16 protein-coding genes, 2 pseudogenes and 1 riboswitch are annotated in these 16,749 nt (G+C 39.3%); of the genes and pseudogenes, 15 read left to right on the top strand and 3 right to left on the bottom strand.

What is annotated here, in order from left to right; genetic code table 11:
• The 14 genes and pseudogenes from BM211_RS16460 to BM211_RS16525 all read left to right on the top strand — a co-directional run.
• A pseudogene (locus BM211_RS16460) lies at positions 1-278 on the top strand (RNA-guided endonuclease TnpB family protein); the annotation flags it as partial.
• Positions 279-472: 194 nt separating this feature from the next.
• Positions 473-574, top strand: a riboswitch (purine riboswitch).
• A gap of 110 nt (positions 575-684) precedes the next feature.
• Positions 685-1,170 carry a 5-(carboxyamino)imidazole ribonucleotide mutase gene (gene purE, locus BM211_RS16465; RefSeq protein WP_035437784.1) on the top strand — a complete coding sequence of 162 codons (486 nt, stop codon included), beginning with the start codon at positions 685-687 and terminating at the stop codon, positions 1,168-1,170.
• A complete protein-coding gene (gene purK / locus BM211_RS16470; protein WP_035437782.1) occupies positions 1,167-2,318 on the top strand; it encodes a 5-(carboxyamino)imidazole ribonucleotide synthase in 1,152 nt (383 codons plus the stop codon). Before purE ends, purK begins: the two co-directional genes overlap by 4 nt.
• On the top strand, positions 2,315-3,616 hold the full coding sequence (purB, locus tag BM211_RS16475) for an adenylosuccinate lyase (protein WP_035437781.1): 1,302 nt from the start codon (positions 2,315-2,317) through the stop codon (positions 3,614-3,616). The genes purK and purB overlap by 4 nt, the downstream gene beginning before the upstream one ends.
• Before the next feature lie 94 nt (positions 3,617-3,710).
• Positions 3,711-4,430, top strand: coding sequence for a phosphoribosylaminoimidazolesuccinocarboxamide synthase (gene purC / locus BM211_RS16480; RefSeq protein WP_035437780.1), 720 nt, complete (start codon positions 3,711-3,713; stop codon positions 4,428-4,430).
• On the top strand, positions 4,423-4,677 hold the full coding sequence (gene purS, locus BM211_RS16485; RefSeq protein ID WP_090998598.1) for a phosphoribosylformylglycinamidine synthase subunit PurS: 255 nt from the start codon (positions 4,423-4,425) through the stop codon (positions 4,675-4,677). The genes purC and purS overlap by 8 nt, the downstream gene beginning before the upstream one ends.
• A complete protein-coding gene (gene purQ / locus BM211_RS16490; protein WP_090998599.1) occupies positions 4,674-5,357 on the top strand; it encodes a phosphoribosylformylglycinamidine synthase subunit PurQ in 684 nt (227 codons plus the stop codon). Before purS ends, purQ begins: the two co-directional genes overlap by 4 nt.
• Positions 5,341-7,560 (top strand): phosphoribosylformylglycinamidine synthase subunit PurL, encoded by a 2,220-nt coding sequence (gene purL / locus BM211_RS16495; RefSeq protein WP_035437777.1) that lies wholly within the window; start codon positions 5,341-5,343, stop codon positions 7,558-7,560. The genes purQ and purL overlap by 17 nt, the downstream gene beginning before the upstream one ends.
• Positions 7,545-8,960 (top strand): amidophosphoribosyltransferase, encoded by a 1,416-nt coding sequence (gene purF / locus BM211_RS16500; protein ID WP_035437776.1) that lies wholly within the window; start codon positions 7,545-7,547, stop codon positions 8,958-8,960. Before purL ends, purF begins: the two co-directional genes overlap by 16 nt.
• A 116-nt stretch (positions 8,961-9,076) precedes the next feature.
• Complete coding sequence (gene purM / locus BM211_RS16505; RefSeq protein ID WP_090998601.1) at positions 9,077-10,117, top strand: phosphoribosylformylglycinamidine cyclo-ligase; 1,041 nt, start codon at positions 9,077-9,079, stop codon at positions 10,115-10,117.
• A complete protein-coding gene (gene purN / locus BM211_RS16510) occupies positions 10,114-10,692 on the top strand; it encodes a phosphoribosylglycinamide formyltransferase (protein WP_090998603.1) in 579 nt (192 codons plus the stop codon). Before purM ends, purN begins: the two co-directional genes overlap by 4 nt.
• 36 nt (positions 10,693-10,728) lie before the next feature.
• Complete coding sequence (gene purH, locus BM211_RS16515) at positions 10,729-12,264, top strand: bifunctional phosphoribosylaminoimidazolecarboxamide formyltransferase/IMP cyclohydrolase (RefSeq protein WP_035437773.1); 1,536 nt, start codon at positions 10,729-10,731, stop codon at positions 12,262-12,264.
• Positions 12,265-12,462: 198 nt separating this feature from the next.
• Entirely contained in the window at positions 12,463-13,728 is a 1,266-nt protein-coding gene (purD, locus tag BM211_RS16520) for a phosphoribosylamine--glycine ligase (RefSeq protein ID WP_090998604.1), read from the top strand.
• A gap of 149 nt (positions 13,729-13,877) precedes the next feature.
• A pseudogene (locus BM211_RS16525) lies at positions 13,878-14,207 on the top strand (gamma-aminobutyrate permease); the annotation flags it as partial.
• A 41-nt stretch (positions 14,208-14,248) separates the two neighbouring features.
• On the opposite strand, the gene BM211_RS16530 reads toward BM211_RS16525, so the two are convergent.
• From BM211_RS16530 to BM211_RS16540, 3 genes are all read right to left on the bottom strand, one after another.
• On the bottom strand, positions 14,249-14,413 hold the full coding sequence (locus BM211_RS16530) for a type II toxin-antitoxin system antitoxin (RefSeq protein ID WP_035437770.1): 165 nt from the start codon (positions 14,411-14,413) through the stop codon (positions 14,249-14,251).
• A gap of 14 nt (positions 14,414-14,427) precedes the next feature.
• Positions 14,428-15,273, bottom strand: a complete 846-nt coding sequence (locus tag BM211_RS16535; RefSeq protein ID WP_090998606.1) for an SPFH domain-containing protein — start codon at positions 15,271-15,273, stop codon at positions 14,428-14,430.
• A 199-nt stretch (positions 15,274-15,472) separates the two neighbouring features.
• On the bottom strand, positions 15,473-15,856 hold the full coding sequence (locus BM211_RS16540) for a YgaP family membrane protein (protein ID WP_035437768.1): 384 nt from the start codon (positions 15,854-15,856) through the stop codon (positions 15,473-15,475).
• 193 nt (positions 15,857-16,049) lie between these two features.
• Between BM211_RS16540 and BM211_RS16545 the strand changes: the two genes are divergently transcribed.
• Positions 16,050-16,739 carry a heptaprenylglyceryl phosphate synthase gene (locus BM211_RS16545; protein ID WP_090998608.1) on the top strand — a complete coding sequence of 230 codons (690 nt, stop codon included), beginning with the start codon at positions 16,050-16,052 and terminating at the stop codon, positions 16,737-16,739.
• The last annotated feature ends 10 nt before the right edge of the window (positions 16,740-16,749 follow it).

A 16,749-nucleotide genomic window follows, 5' to 3' on the forward strand; every position in this document is an offset into this window, starting at 1 on the left:
TAGTAACCGAGGAATCTTACACATCAAAAGCAAGTTTTCTAGATCATGACTTTATTCCAACGTATGGAACAAATGACCAAAATGCAACTTTTTCAGGCAAACGAATGAAGCGTGGTATGTATCGTTCTGCAAAAGGAATCGAAATCAACGCAGATGTAAATGCTGCGGCTAATATTTTACGAAAAGTAGTCCCGAATGCATGGACAAACGGGATAGAGGGGTTAGGCGTGGAACAGCTCGCTAGTGTGTTAACTCCACTGACGTTAATCGTCCGTTAGGTCGAAACGTTAGAAACTCCCACTTTAAGCTTTGCTAAGTGGGGGAGTATTCATTCTAAATCCCTTTCCTACTTGCATATACTTTCAATTTTTCTTTTGAATATAAGTAAAACACGAACGTTGTAATGCGATGGGTAAAAAACATTCGATTATTTATTGACATATTGAAATGACACCTGTTAATATAACGTTAGAAGCAATATTATATCGTACCTCATATAATCGCGGGGATATGGCCTGCAAGTCTCTACCTAACGACCGTTAATCGTTGGACTATGAGGGAAAGTCACTCGGTATTTTTCTATTCACATGAGATACTTATGCCTGAGTAGAGCACTTTCTCTCATAGTAAAAGGGGAAATGTTCTATATCAGGCTTTTTTTATTTGAATCGGGGGGATTCTAATATGAAACCACTAGTTGGAATCATTATGGGAAGCACGTCAGACTGGGAAACAATGAAGTATGCTTGTGAAATATTAGAAGAATTACGTATTCCGTATGAGAAGAAAGTTGTATCTGCTCATCGGACTCCAGATTATATGTTTGAATATGCAGAAACAGCTCGTGAACGTGGATTAAAAGTTATTATCGCTGGAGCAGGCGGAGCCGCTCATTTACCAGGAATGGTTGCTGCAAAGACAAATATTCCTGTTATTGGTGTTCCTGTTCAGTCGAAAGCGTTAAACGGTTTGGATTCATTACTATCTATTGTTCAAATGCCAGGAGGTGTACCAGTTGCGACTGTTGCAATTGGAAAAGCCGGGGCGACCAATGCAGGTTTACTTGCCGCACAAATATTAGGATCGTCTCACGATGATATATACGATGCATTAGAACTAAGACGAGAAGCAATTGAAAAAAATGTGCGAGAAGGTAGTGAACTGGAGTGATAAAAACGATCTTACCTGGACAAATAATTGGTATTATTGGCGGAGGACAGCTTGGCAGAATGATGGCAATTGCAGCAAAAGAGATGGGATATAAAATTGCTGTATTAGATCCAGTAAAGTCTTCGCCGTGTGCGCAAGTTGCTGACATTGAAATTGTGGCACCGTACGATGATTTGAAAGCGATTCAGCATTTAGCAGAGATAAGCGATGTTGTAACGTATGAATTTGAGAATATTGATTATAACTGCTTACAATGGCTTGAAAAACATGCATATTTACCGCAGGGTAGTCAGTTATTATATACAACACAAAACCGTTATACAGAGAAAAACGCAATCGTGAAAGCGGGTTTACCAGTAGCGCCGTACAGACTCGTTCAGAAGCAAGAAGACCTTTTAGATGCAATTGAAGAATTTTCCTTTCCTTGTGTGTTGAAGACGACAACAGGAGGCTATGATGGAAAAGGGCAAGTTGTACTAAAAAGTGAAGCTGATGCTCTGAAAGCGATGGAACTTGTCGATCAAGCTGAATGCATTTTAGAGAAGTGGGTTTTATTTGAAAAAGAAATTTCCGTCATTGTTACACGTAGTGTAAATGGTGAAACGAAAGTATTCCCAGTAGCCGAAAACATTCATGTAAATAACATTTTACACGAATCAATCGTACCGGCTCGTATTTCACATGTATTATCACAAAAAGGTATTCAATATGCAGAAAGATTAGCGGATGAATTAAAACTGGTGGGGACACTAGCGGTAGAGATGTTTGCTACAGCAGATGGTGACATTTATATCAATGAGTTAGCACCGAGACCGCATAATTCTGGGCACTATACAATTGATGCTTGTGAAATCAGTCAATTCGGACAACATATCCGAGCAATCTGTAATTTACCTCTTGGAGAAACATTTTTGTTAAAACCAGTTGTCATGGTAAACATTTTAGGCGAACATATAGAAGGAGTCCTAAAGCAAGTGAATAGATTAACCGGGTGTTACTTGCATTTATATGGTAAAGAAGAAGCAAAGCCGCAGCGTAAAATGGGGCACGTTAATATTTTAAATGATAAGATTGACGTTGCTTTAGAAAAAGCGCGGACGTTGCATATTTGGGACCATCAAGAACAACTGTTGGAGGGAAAAAGATGATTAGTCGTTATACACGCCCTGAAATGGGTGCGATTTGGACGGAAGAAAACAAATTTAAAGCATGGTTAGAAGTGGAAATCTTAGCTTGTGAAGCATGGGCTGAGCTTGGCGATATTCCGAAAGAAGATGTGAAAAAGCTTCGTGAACATGCATCTTTCGATATTGATCGTATTTATGAAATTGAACAAGAAACGCGTCATGATGTTGTAGCATTTACGCGTGCAGTATCTGAAACACCAACACTCGGTGAAGAACGTAAATGGGTACATTACGGTTTAACATCTACAGACGTAGTAGATACAGCTTTATCTTATATCTTAAAACAAGCAAATGAAATTCTACTAAACGACTTAGAAAATTTCATTACTATTTTAGCTAACAAAGCAAAAGAACATAAATACACAATTATGATGGGAAGAACGCACGGTGTTCATGCAGAACCAACAACATTTGGTTTAAAACTTGGTCTTTGGTATGAAGAAATGAAACGTAACTTAGAACGTTTTAAACAAGCAGCTGATACAGTTCGCGTTGGTAAATTGTCTGGTGCAGTTGGTACATTCGCGAACATTAATCCATTCGTAGAAAAATATGTTTGTGAAAACTTAGGGTTAGAAGCAGCGCCGATTTCAACACAAACATTGCAACGTGATCGTCATGCACATTACATGTCAACACTTGCATTAATCGCAACATCTATTGAGAAAATGGCAGTTGAAATTCGCGGCCTGCAAAAGAGTGAAACACGTGAAGTGGAAGAGTCTTTTGCGAAAGGACAAAAAGGTTCGTCTGCAATGCCACATAAACGTAATCCGATTGGATCTGAAAATATGACTGGTTTGGCTCGAGTTATCCGTGGTTACATGATGACTGCTTACGAGAATGTTCCATTATGGCATGAGCGTGATATTTCACATTCATCTGCGGAACGTATTATTTTACCAGATGCAACAATCGCATTAAATTACATGTTAAATCGCTTTGGTAATATCGTGAAAAACTTAACGGTATTCCCAGAAAACATGAAACGCAATATGACACGAACATATGGTTTAATTTACTCTCAGCGCGTAATGCTTACGTTAATCGACAAAGGTATGGTACGTGAAGAAGCTTATGATATCGTACAGCCTAAAGCGATGGAAGCATGGGAAACGCAAGTACAATTTAAAGAACTCGTAGAAGCTGACGAGCGTATTACAAGCAAGTTAACACAAGAAGAAATCAATGAATGTTTCAACTATGAACATCACATGCAACATGTTGATACAATTTTTGAACGTCTTGGATTGAACTAAGCTGATAATTTTATATGGCACAGAATCGTTTCGTTCTGTGCCATTCTTTATAAATATATTATTCACATTTTTCAAACTACAGGGGGCTTGCGAAATGCAAAAGCTAGAATTGCTGTATGAAGGTAAAGCAAAAAGAATTTATCGTACAGAAGCAGCAGATATGGTTTGGGTAGAGTACAAAGATAGTGCTACTGCTTTCAATGGGGAGAAAAAAGCGACGATTACAGGAAAAGGTCGTCTGAACAACGAGATTACAACTCTTTTATTCAGAAAGTTACAAGAAGTGGGAATTAAAACACACTTTGTTGAGAAAATATCAGAAACAGAACAAATCGTAAAAAAAGTAAGTATCGTTCCATTAGAAGTTGTCACAAGAAATGTGATTGCGGGTAGTCTTTCAAAACGATTAGGAATGGAAGAAGGTACTGTACTTACAGCACCAATCGTCGAACTTTACTACAAAGATGATGATTTAGGGGATCCTCTTGTAACAGAAGATCATATTCGTGTGTTAAACGTTGCAACGCCAGAGCAAGTAAGTATATTACGAGAAAAAGCTCTACAAATCAATCAAGTATTGATTGAGCATTTCGCAAGCTGTCGTGTAAGATTGATAGATTTTAAATTAGAGTTCGGTGTAACAGAAGAGGGAGAAATTTTATTAGCGGACGAGATTTCACCAGATACATGTCGTTTATGGGATGAAACGAGCAATGAAAAATTTGATAAAGATGTATTTCGCCGCGATCTTGGTAATTTAACAGATGCTTATGAAGAGATTTTAAAACGATTAGGGGGAGCTTCACATGTATAAAGTAAAGGTATATGTCACGTTAAGAGAAAGTGTATTAGATCCACAAGGAACAGCGGTAAAAGGAGCACTTCATAGTCTTTCCTTTACAGAAGTACAAGATGTTCGTATTGGTAAATATATGGAACTAGCAATTGATCAATCAGTTACAGATATTGATGCAATGGTAAAAGAAATGTGCGAAAAATTATTAACGAACGTAGTGATTGAAGACTATCGCTATGAAGTTGAGGAGGTTGTCGCGCAGTGAAATTTGCCGTAATCGTTTTTCCAGGTTCGAACTGTGACGTAGATATGTTTCATGCAATTAAAGATGAGCTTGGCCAAGATGTAGACTACGTTTGGCATAGTGAAGAAAACTTAGATCAGTACGATGCAATTTTACTACCAGGTGGTTTCTCTTACGGCGATTACCTTCGCTGCGGCGCGATTTCTCGTTTTGCAAATGCAATGAAAGGTGTACAAAAAGCAGCTGAAGCAGGAAAACCAATCTTAGGCGTATGTAACGGATTTCAAGTTTTAGTAGAGGCCGGCCTATTGCCTGGTGCATTAATTCGCAATAAAAACTTAAAATTCATGTGCCGTACTGCTGCGCTTCGTGTTGAAAATAATACAACGATGTTTACATCGCAATATGAGAAAGATGAAGTAATCGATATTCCGATTGCTCATGGTGAAGGAAACTACTATTGTGATGAAGCGACATTGAAACAGTTAGAAGAAAATAATCAAATTGTCTTTCGTTATGTAGAGAATCCAAACGGAAGCGTTTCAGATATTGCAGGGATTGTAAATGAGCAAGGAAATGTACTTGGTATGATGCCGCATCCAGAGCGTGCTGTTGATGATTTACTTGGAGGAGCGGATGGTCTAAAAGTATTTCAATCTATTTTGAAACATTGGAGGGAAACATATGTCGTTACTGCTTGAACCAAATCCAACTCAAATTAAAGAAGAACGCATTTATGCGGAAATGGGATTAACAGACGAAGAGTTTGCCATGGTTGAAAAGATTTTAGGCCGTCTGCCAAACTATACAGAAACAGGATTGTTCTCTGTTATGTGGTCGGAGCATTGTAGCTATAAAAATTCAAAGCCAGTTCTTCGTAAGTTTCCAACGACTGGTGAACGTGTATTGCAGGGACCTGGTGAAGGCGCTGGAATCGTAGATATCGGTGATAATCAAGCGGTAGTATTTAAAATGGAAAGTCATAACCATCCATCTGCAATTGAACCATATCAAGGTGCAGCGACAGGGGTTGGCGGTATTATCCGTGATGTGTTTTCTATGGGAGCACGCCCAATTGCTATGTTAAATTCACTTCGCTTCGGTGAACTACAATCACCACGCGTAAAATATTTATTTGAAGAAGTTGTAGCGGGTATTGCAGGATACGGTAATTGCATCGGTATTCCAACTGTTGGCGGAGAAGTACAGTTCGACCCATGCTATGAAGGAAATCCGCTTGTAAACGCAATGTGCGTTGGGTTAATTAACCATGAAGATATTAAAAAAGGGCAAGCGCACGGTGCTGGTAATACAGTTATGTATGTTGGTGCATCAACAGGACGCGATGGTATTCACGGAGCAACGTTTGCATCAGAGGAGCTATCTGAGGATTCCGATGCAAAACGCCCAGCGGTGCAAGTAGGCGATCCGTTTATGGAGAAGTTGTTAATTGAAGCATGTTTAGAGCTAATTCAATCTGATGCACTTGTCGGTATTCAAGATATGGGAGCAGCAGGTTTAACATCATCTTCTGCAGAGATGGCAAGTAAAGCAGGTATGGGTATTGAAATGTATTTAGACGATGTACCGCAGCGTGAAACAGGCATGACACCATACGAGATGATGCTTTCTGAATCACAAGAACGTATGTTAATCGTCGTGAAAAAAGGTAGAGAACAAGAGATTGTAGAGCTATTTGAAAAATATGATCTTGCAGCAGTGGTAATGGGAAAAGTAACAGAAGATAAAATGCTTCGTTTATTCCATAAAGGAGCAATGGTTGCAGAAGTGCCAGCTGATGCATTAGCAGAAGAAGCACCTGTTTATCATAAGCCTTCAAAAGAAGCAGCGTATTTTGCAGAGTTCCAACAAATGAAGATGGAAGCGCCAAAAGTCGAGAATTATAAAGAAACGTTACTATCTTTATTGCAACAACCAACGATTGCAAGTAAAGAGTGGGTATATGATCAATACGATTACCAAGTACGCACAAGCACAATTGTTACACCAGGGTCTGACGCAGCGGTTGTTCGTGTACGCGGAACAAATAAAGCATTAGCAATGACAACGGATTGTAACTCTCGCTACATTTATTTAGACCCAGAAGTAGGCGGGAAAATTGCTGTAGCAGAAGCAGCTCGTAATATTGTATGTTCTGGCGGTGAGCCACTTGCAATTACAGATTGCTTAAACTTCGGTAACCCTGAAAAGCCAGAAATCTTCTGGCAAATTGAGAAATCAGTAGATGGTATGAGTGAAGCGTGCCGCACGTTACATACACCTGTTATTGGTGGGAACGTATCAATGTACAATGAACGCAGCGGTGAAGCAGTATACCCAACACCAACTGTTGGTATGGTTGGGCTTGTACATGATGTAAAGCATGTAACAACGCAAGAGTTTAAGCAAGCTGGTGATCTCGTTTATGTAATCGGTGAAACGAAAGCTGAGTTTGGTGGTAGTGAATTGCAAAAGATGGTGCATGGAAAAATTTTCGGTCAGGCACCAAGTATCGATTTAGAAGTAGAAGAAAAACGTCAAAAGCAATTGTTAGCAGCGATTCAAGAAGGAATTGTACAATCAGCGCATGACGTTGCAGAAGGCGGCTTAGCAGTTGCGTTTGCAGAAAGTGCAATGGGAGCAAAGGGACTCGGCGCAGATGTGAAGTTAGCTGGAGAAGCGACAGCGATGTTATTTGCAGAATCACAATCTCGCTTTGTTGTTACAGTAAAACGCGAGCAAAAAGAAGCGTTTGAAAATATGGTAGACGCACTTTATGTTGGGGAAGTAACAACTACAAATCAATTAACAATTTGCAATGAAGAAAATGAAGTGTTGCTTACAGCGGATGTTGATGAAATGAGAACGGCTTGGAAAGGGGCTATTCCATGCTTAATGAAATAAAGGGGCTAAATGAAGAATGCGGCGTTTTCGGAATTTGGGGGCATGAAAATGCAGCACAAGTTACGTATTATGGATTGCATAGCTTACAGCACCGTGGGCAAGAAGGCGCGGGCATTGTTGTAAATAATGAGGAGAAAATCGTTGGTCATAGAGGGCTTGGTTTAATATCAGAAGTGTTTTCACGCGGTGAGTTAGATGGTTTAAACGGGAAATCGGCGATTGGACACGTTCGTTATGCGACAGCAGGCGGAGCTGAAGTTGCGAATGTTCAACCATTGTTGTTCCGCTTTTCGGATCATAGTATGGCATTAGCGCATAACGGTAATTTAATTAATGCGAAAATGCTTCGCCGTGAATTAGAGGCAGAGGGAAGTATTTTTCAAACAAGTTCGGATACAGAAGTATTACTTCATTTAATTAAACGCAATACAAAAGGTACATTAATTGAAAGTGTAAAAGATGCATTAAATAAAGTAAAAGGTGCGTTTGCCTATTTATTATTAACAGGAAACGAAATGATTGTTGCATTGGATCCAAATGGATTCCGTCCGCTTTCGATTGGAAAGATGGGAGATGCATACGTTGTCGCATCTGAAACATGTGCCTTTGATGTTGTTGGAGCAACATACATCCGTGATGTAGAGCCGGGAGAATTACTTATCATTAATGATGAAGGAATTCAGGTAGATCGTTTTACAAATGATGTAGAACATGCCATTTGCAGCATGGAGTACATTTACTTTGCTCGCCCTGATTCAAACATTGCTGGTGTTAACGTCCATGCAGCACGTAAAAATATGGGGAAATTGTTAGCAAAGGAAGCACCGGTTGAAGCAGATGTCGTAACAGGTGTACCTGATTCTAGTATTTCAGCGGCTATCGGTTATGCAGAAGCAACTGGAATTCCTTATGAGTTAGGGTTAATTAAAAATCGTTACGTTGGACGTACGTTTATTCAACCTTCTCAAGAACTGCGTGAACAAGGGGTAAAAATGAAACTTTCAGCAGTACGCGGTGTTGTTGAAGGAAAACGTGTTGTTATGATTGACGACTCGATTGTGCGTGGTACAACAAGCAAGCGAATTGTTCGTATGCTGCGCGAGGCTGGGGCAACAGAAGTGCACGTAAGAATTGCTTCGCCGCCTCTTAAGTATCCGTGCTTCTATGGAATTGACATTCAAACAAGAAAAGAATTAATCGCAGCAAATCATTCAATAGAAGAAATCCGTGAAATCATTGGAGCAGATTCTTTAACATTTTTAAGTGAAGAGAGCTTAATTGATGCAATTGGCCGCCCGTATGAAGGGAAATATGGCGGTTTATGTATGGCTTATTTTAATGGGGATTATCCGACGGCGCTTTATGATTATGAGCAAGAGCTTTTAGCAAGTATGAAATAAAGAAAAATATAGCAGCTTCTACTATAGGCTGTGTAGGAGCTCGCTTTTTCTTACAGTCACTGCCCTGTAGACGGGAGAAATTCTTTCAGTATAAAAAGACGAGGTGTATAGAAACGATGGCGAATGCATATAAGCAAGCAGGAGTAGATATTGAAGCTGGATATGAAGCGGTATCTCGCATGAAAAAACACGTGCAAACAACGATGAGAAAAGAAGTGTTAGGCGGGTTAGGCGGTTTTGGAGGGATGTTTGATCTTTCAAAATTTGCATTAGAAGAGCCGGTATTAGTATCTGGAACAGATGGTGTAGGGACAAAATTAATGCTCGCTTTCATGATGGATAAGCATCACACAATTGGTATCGATGCAGTGGCAATGTGTGTAAATGACATTGTTGTGCAAGGGGCAGAGCCGCTCTTTTTCCTTGATTATATTGCTTGTGGTAAAGCGGAACCTAGTAAAATTGAAAACATCGTCAAAGGAATTGCAGAAGGATGCCGTCAGGCTGGTTGTTCTTTAATCGGCGGGGAAACAGCTGAAATGCCAGGGATGTATTCTGAGGAAGAATACGATTTAGCTGGTTTTACAGTTGGTATTGTTGATAAAAAGAAGATTGTTACGGGACAATCTATCGAAGAGAATCAAGTATTAATCGGGCTTGCTTCTAGCGGAATTCATAGTAATGGTTATTCTCTTGTTCGTAAAGTGCTATTAGAAGATGGGAAGCTTTCACTTGATCGTATTTATGGTCGTTTAGAACTACCACTTGGTGAAGAGTTATTAAAACCAACAAAAATTTACGTCAAACCTATTTTAGAACTATTGAAGAAATATAACGTAACTGGTATGGCTCACGTTACTGGCGGCGGGTTTATTGAAAATATTCCGCGTATGTTGCCAGAAGGTATCGGAGCACAAATTGAACTTGGTTCTTGGTCAGTTCACCCAATTTTTGATTTACTGCAAGAAGTTGGTCAATTAAAGAAAGAAGAAATGTTCAATATTTTTAACATGGGTATTGGTATGGTAGTAGCGGTCAAAGAAGAAGATGCAGAAGGTGCTATGAAGCTTTTAGAAGAACAAGGGGAGACAGCTCGTATCATCGGACGCACTGTGAAAGGTTCAGGTGTTACTTTTGCTGGAGGAGCAGCATTATGAGCCGATTAGCAATTTTTGCTTCAGGAAGCGGTTCTAATTTCCAGGCGCTTGCGGATGCAGTAGAAGCTGGAAGATTAGATGCACAGCTTAGTTTGCTTGTATGTGATCAGCCGGGTGCACGTGTTATCGAGCGCGCAAATAATCATCATGTTCCGTGCTTTTCCTTTTCAGCGAAAGCGTATGAATCAAAGGAAGCATTCGAACAAGAAATAGTAAAGAAACTGCAAGAATACGAGATTGATTGGATTATTTTAGCGGGGTATATGCGTTTAATTGGTCCGACATTACTAACTGCTTATGAAGGGAGAATTGTTAATATTCATCCGTCATTATTGCCAAGCTTTCCTGGGAAAGATGCAGTTGGACAAGCAATTGAGGCTGGTGTGAAAGTAACCGGTGTAACGATCCATTACGTTGATGCAGGAATGGACACTGGACCAATTATTGCACAAGAGGCAGTAGCAGTTTCGGAAGATGATACGCGAGAAAGTTTACAAAAGAAAATTCAACTTGTCGAACATAGATTGTACGTGGATACGGTGAAATCTTTATTACATTCTAAAGTAAAGTCATAAGAGCAGCAATTCAATACAACTAGGGGTGGAGAATAAATGAAAAAGCGTGCATTAGTAAGTGTTTCAAATAAAGCTGGAGTTGTAGAGTTCGTAAAAGGATTACTTGAGCAAGGTATTGAGGTTATTTCAACAGGCGGAACAAAAAAATTACTAGAAGAAAACGGCTTACAAGTAATTGGTATTTCTGAAGTAACAGGTTTTCCGGAAATTATGGACGGTCGTGTGAAAACATTACATCCAAACATTCACGGTGGACTTCTTGCTGTACGTGATAACGCAGTGCATATGTCCCAAATGAATGAACTTGGCATTCAGCCGATTGATTTTGTTGTTGTAAACTTATATCCATTTAAAGAAACAATTGCAAAGCCAGATGTGACATTTATTGATGCAATTGAAAATATTGATATCGGCGGCCCGACAATGATTCGATCTGCTGCGAAAAACCATGAGTTCGTAACAGTTATTGTGGATCCAACAGATTACAATGTTGTATTAGGAGAGTTAAAGGAAAGCGGAGAAGTTTTAAAAGAAACAAAACGTAAATTAGCAGCGAAAGTATTCCGCCATACAGCGGCATATGATGCATTAATCTCAAACTATTTAACAGAGCAAACAGGAGAAGAGAGCCCTGAAACGTTAACGGTTACGTTTGAGAAAAAACAAGACTTACGTTACGGCGAAAATCCGCATCAAAAAGCAACATTTTATAAAGCGCCATTTGCAGCAGTTTCTTCTGTTGCTTATGCAAAACAACTACATGGAAAAGAATTATCTTATAACAATATCAATGACGCAGATGCAGCTCTTAGCATCGTGAAAGAATTTACAGAACCAGCAGTTGTAGCGATAAAACATATGAACCCGTGCGGCGTTGGTGTTGGTACGGATATTCATGAAGCATACACACGTGCTTACGAAGCGGATCCAGTATCAATTTTTGGCGGCATTATTGCGGCAAATCGTGAAATTGATAAAGCTACTGCAGAAAAACTGCATGAAATTTTCTTAGAGATCATTATTGCACCTTCTTTCTCAGAAGAAGCTTTAGAAGTGCTGCAAAGTAAGAAAAATTTACGTCTGTTAACTGTTGATATCGCGAAAGCAGAATCAGCAAGTAAAAAACTAACATCAGTACAAGGTGGTTTACTTGTACAAGAAGAAGATACATTATCATTAGATGAAGATGCAGTAACAATTCCGACAAAACGTGAACCAACAGAGCAAGAATGGAACGATTTAAAACTAGCTTGGAAAGTTGTAAAACACGTAAAATCAAATGCAATTGTTCTAGCAAAAGATAATATGACAATCGGTGTTGGTGCAGGGCAAATGAACCGCGTTGGCTCAGCGAAAATTGCCATTACACAAGCGGACGAGAAAGCACAAGGTAGCGCACTTGCATCTGATGCATTCTTCCCAATGCCAGATACAGTAGAAGAAGCGGCTAAAGCTGGCATTACAGCAATCATTCAACCAGGCGGATCCATTCGTGATGAAGAATCCATTCAAAAAGCAGACGAGTATGGCATTACGATGGTGTTCACTGGTGTACGTCATTTCAAACATTAATTGAGAAAGAAAGGAGATGACCAAAAGTCCACTTTTGGGTCATCTTCTTCTACTTTTGAATAGGGTCCAGCTCGTGTCGAAGCGCCGGTATATGTTAAAAAACGGTCGATATATTGTGAAAGCCGCCGATAAATGCACTATTTCCGCCGATATATCGCGAGGGGACAGGATATTAACTTGAATAATGGAGGATGAAATATGAATGTTTTAGTAATCGGCCGCGGTGGACGTGAGCACGCGTTAGCATGGAAATTCGCAGGGTCAAAGCAAGTAGAAACTGTATATGTAGCGCCGGGAAATGAAGGGATGAAAGATGTCGCAACACCTGTAGCAATCGATGAAAATGATTTTGACGCGCTTATTGCTTTTGCGAAAGAAAATAACGTTGGTTTAACGTTTGTTGGTCCAGAAATTCCGCTTATGAACGGAATTGTTGATCGTTTTGAAGAAGAAGGTCTTCGCGTTTTTGGTCCGAATAAAGCGGCAGCTGTGATTGAGGGAAGTAAAGCTTTTACGAAAGAGCTTATGAAAAAATATGATATTCCAACAGCGGCATATGAGACATTTACAAATTATGAAGAAGCGGTAGCATACATTGAAAAAGTCGGCGCCCCAATCGTTATTAAAGCGGACGGTTTAGCCGCTGGTAAAGGTGTAACAGTTGCTATGACGCTAGAAGAAGCATTGCAAGCTGTAAAAGAGATGCTGCAAGACGTGAAGTTTGGAGAAGCGAGCAAAAAAGTGGTTATTGAAGAGTTTTTAGATGGACAAGAGTTTTCGCTTATGGCATTTGTTAACGGAACAACTGTATACCCAATGGTTATTGCGCAAGATCATAAACGTGCTTTTGATGGGGATAAAGGACCAAATACAGGAGGAATGGGTGCTTATTCTCCAGTACCGCAAATTCCAGAATCAGCGGTAGAACAAGCAATTGATACAATTTTACATCCAACTGCGGAGGCAATGATACAAGAAGGACGTTCATTCACAGGTATTTTATATGCTGGGCTCATTTTAACAAACGAGGGACCAAAAGTAATTGAATTCAATGCGCGCTTTGGCGACCCAGAAACAGAAGTAATCTTACCTCGTTTAGAGAGTGATTTAGTTGATGTATGTAACCACGTATTAGATGGAAAAGAGCTTGTTTTAGAGTGGTCTGAAGAAGCAGTAATTGGTGTTGTACTAGCTTCAAAAGGGTATCCAGAAAGCTACGAAAAAGGCGCAGTCATTAAAGGCTTAGAAACGTTAGAAGATGTAATTATATTTCATGCCGGAACAGATGTGTTGGATGGAGAATTTGTAACAAATGGCGGTCGTGTGTTGTTTGTTGCTTGTAAGGCGAAAGATTTACAAGAGGCGCAAGATAAGGTGTATAAAGAAATCACGAAAATTGAGAGTGATGGTTTATTTTATCGAAGTGATATAGGGTACCGCGCAATTGCGAAAGTAGATTGCTAGAAGAGGATGTCCCAAAAAGTTTCATTTTTCGGTATGATTCAGCTCAGCGGATCGACTGATTGTATGTCGAATATCGTCGAGGGGTCTTTATATCGTGTCGAAGCGCCGATATATTGTGAAAAGCGCCGATATATTGCAAAGAACGGTCGATAACGGGATTTTTAACATGGATTGGAATCGCGATTTGTCATTATAGATTTCGTAAAGCATATGTGGCACAAGGGAGAGACTTAAATGAACTGAAATTTAAGGCGAAATGGTATCCGTTTGGCCCGCTGTTTACATTAGTATTATGCGTCATCGTTATTATTGGACAAGGAAGTGAATTAGTTTCTGGGGGTACGATTAACTGGTATGGACTGCTCGTATCTTACATTAGTGTGCCAGTGTTTATTATTCTTTGGTTAGGTTATAAATTTATTAAAAAGACGAAGGTTGTTCCGCTACAAGAGTGTGACTTTAGTCGAGATGATTTGTGAGATAAAGCTTAGAAAGGAAAAAGAGTCCTACTCATAAAAAGTTAGGACTCTTTCTCTTTTTTTATTTTCCCTTTTTGCTTTGCCATCTCGCGAAGTAAATACTCAATATGAGCATTTACACTTCGAAATTCGTCGTTTGCCCATTTTTCAATAACTGCGTACAATTCGGGATCGATTCGTAGTGGAAAGCTTTTCTTTTTAGCCATGATTACCTACAACCTTAGTAGAGACTTCCTGTATTAATAACTGGTTGCGCCCCTTTATCGGAAACAATTGCAACTAGTAAGTTATTGACCATATTTGCTTTTCTTTCGTCATCTAACTCAAGTACACCTTCTTCATCTAGCTTTTGAATCGAGTCTTTCGCCATTTGTACGGCACCTTCGACAATTTCTTTTCTTGCAGCTAATACTGCTTTTGCTTGTTGACGTTGAAGCATTGCATGGGCAATTTCTGTTGCATAAGCTAAGTGCGTTAAACGAGTTTCGATTACTTCTACTCCTGCAATTTCTAAACGTGCTTCCAATTCCCGTTTTAATTCTTCGGAAATTTCTTCAGAGTTTCCACGCAGTGTAACGATGTTGTCATCTTGGAAATTATCATATGGATATTTCGTTGCCACGTGGCGAATGGCTGTTTCGCTTTGAATTTCCACGAAGGCATCATAATGTTCGACACCAAAGATTGCTTTTGCGGAATCAACGACCTTGTATACAACGACAGCTGCGATTTCAATTGGATTCCCCTCTACATCATTGACTTTTAATTTCTTACTATTAAAGTTTTCTACGCGTAGGGAAACGGTTTGACGAAATGCGAACGGAATTGTTAAAAACAGGCCATTTTCACGAATGGTTCCTAAATAGTTACCGAAAAATGTAATTACTTTTGCTTGGTTTGGCTGAACAATGCCAATGCCACTTGCGAGGATTGCTGCTAATAAAAAAGAGGGAATGCCAACAACAAATAGTTCATTAATAAGACTTAATAAACCAACCCCAACTAAAACTAGAACTGCAAGTAGTCCTAAAAATCCATTGACATGAAATACTTGTTTTTCTTTCATGATCTCGCCTCCTCTTGATATAAAAATGATATCACTTTTATATCAAAGATGGCAATGGGATTTTGTTATAATTTTCGAAAAAAATAAAAATTACACAAATAGAACATTAGTTCTTATTTGTGGTAAAATAAAAGAAAACTTAGCCGCCCACTGCAGCAGCTAAGTTTCTTTGAGAGCATCTTGCATGTTGACAAATGATTCAAAGCGGTTTGGACAGAAGAGCTTTTTCAAGCTCAGCCTCGATTTCCTTATCAGAAGCATCATAACTTCCATGGCTTGTCGCCTCACCTTTGTGAGAAGTATGAGGTGCTTCTTGTTTATTAGACTGTCCATTCTTCATAAAATCCATGCCTGGCATTTTTAAATTAGAGATGTTCATATATTTACTGAGCTTGCATGCTTCTACAATAGGACAGAAACGAATGATGCCTTCTGCGATTCTCATTGCCCCAACCCAAAGCATAATTTTTGACCAAATACACCGTGGTTTTCTTACAAGCTTTGCAGTGCTGCAGCTAAGCAGAACAAAACCAATTGTAATGCGAATAAGAGCATTTATTATGCCGATGTTTTGCTTGACCAAGACATTCACTCCTTTTCATCAGCTTTGAAATAGATTATCCATTTCAAGAGTTATTTTTCCTTGGTTGCTTTTTCTATATACAATCCAACATTTGACGTAAAAAAGATGTTGCATGGAACGTGTGTCAGCACCTTATTTTTTGTTATAATGAAAGAATGTGCAAAGACGATTAGAGAAAAGAAAGGGTGTTTTCATGTACGAGATTTCACAGTGGAAACATGTATTTAAACTTGATCCGAATAAGGAGTTAAGTGATGAACATTTAGAGCTTATTTGTGAATCAGGAACGGACGCTGTTATTGTTGGCGGAAGTGACGGAGTTACAATTGATAATGTATTACAAATGCTAGTAAGCATTCGTAGATATGCAGTTCCTTGTGTATTAGAAGTTTCAACGCTGGATTCGATTACACCAGGATTCGATTTTTATTACATCCCAAGTGTGTTAAATAGTCAAAAGGTAGAATGGGTAACAGGCCTTCACCATGCGGCATTGAAAGAATTTGGGGATATTATGAACTGGGATGAAATTTTCATGCAAGGATATTGTGTGTTAAACCAAGAAGCGAAAGTAGCAAAGTTAACGGAAGCAAATTGTGAACTATCAGAAGACGATGTGATTGCATATGCGCGTATGGCGGATAAACTTCTTCATTTACCAATCTTCTATTTAGAATACAGCGGTACGTATGGAGATGCGCAGCTTGTAAGAAAAGTGAAAGCTGAGCTGCAAAGTGCAACATTATATTATGGCGGCGGAATTGCAAATGCAGACCAAGCGAAGGAAATGGCACAATATGCGGATACAGTTGTCGTTGGAAATTTAGTTTATGAAGATATAAAGAAAGCTTTAGCAACAGTAAAAGCTGTAAAAGGAGAGTAGGTGACCGAAT

Origin of the sequence: Bacillus sp. 491mf, from assembly GCF_900112415.1 — a bacterium.
Taxonomy (GTDB): Bacteria; Bacillota; Bacilli; order Bacillales; family Bacillaceae_G; genus Bacillus_A.

Excerpts from the sequence above, each read along its gene's own strand:
- purE (WP_035437784.1), top strand. The coding sequence starts at position 685 with ATGAAACCACTAGTTGGAATCATTATGGGAAGCACGTCAGACTGGGAA.
- purN (WP_090998603.1), top strand. The coding sequence starts at position 10,114 with ATGAGCCGATTAGCAATTTTTGCTTCAGGAAGCGGTTCTAATTTCCAG.
- purS (WP_090998598.1), top strand. The coding sequence starts at position 4,423 with ATGTATAAAGTAAAGGTATATGTCACGTTAAGAGAAAGTGTATTAGAT.
- purL (WP_035437777.1), top strand. The coding sequence starts at position 5,341 with ATGTCGTTACTGCTTGAACCAAATCCAACTCAAATTAAAGAAGAACGC.
- BM211_RS16530 (WP_035437770.1), bottom strand. The coding sequence starts at position 14,413 with ATGGCTAAAAAGAAAAGCTTTCCACTACGAATCGATCCCGAATTGTAC.
- purF (WP_035437776.1), top strand. The coding sequence starts at position 7,545 with ATGCTTAATGAAATAAAGGGGCTAAATGAAGAATGCGGCGTTTTCGGA.
- purH (WP_035437773.1), top strand. The coding sequence starts at position 10,729 with ATGAAAAAGCGTGCATTAGTAAGTGTTTCAAATAAAGCTGGAGTTGTA.
- BM211_RS16535 (WP_090998606.1), bottom strand. The coding sequence starts at position 15,273 with ATGAAAGAAAAACAAGTATTTCATGTCAATGGATTTTTAGGACTACTT.
- BM211_RS16545 (WP_090998608.1), top strand. The coding sequence starts at position 16,050 with ATGTACGAGATTTCACAGTGGAAACATGTATTTAAACTTGATCCGAAT.
- purB (WP_035437781.1), top strand. The coding sequence starts at position 2,315 with ATGATTAGTCGTTATACACGCCCTGAAATGGGTGCGATTTGGACGGAA.
- purM (WP_090998601.1), top strand. The coding sequence starts at position 9,077 with ATGGCGAATGCATATAAGCAAGCAGGAGTAGATATTGAAGCTGGATAT.
- purC (WP_035437780.1), top strand. The coding sequence starts at position 3,711 with ATGCAAAAGCTAGAATTGCTGTATGAAGGTAAAGCAAAAAGAATTTAT.
- purD (WP_090998604.1), top strand. The coding sequence starts at position 12,463 with ATGAATGTTTTAGTAATCGGCCGCGGTGGACGTGAGCACGCGTTAGCA.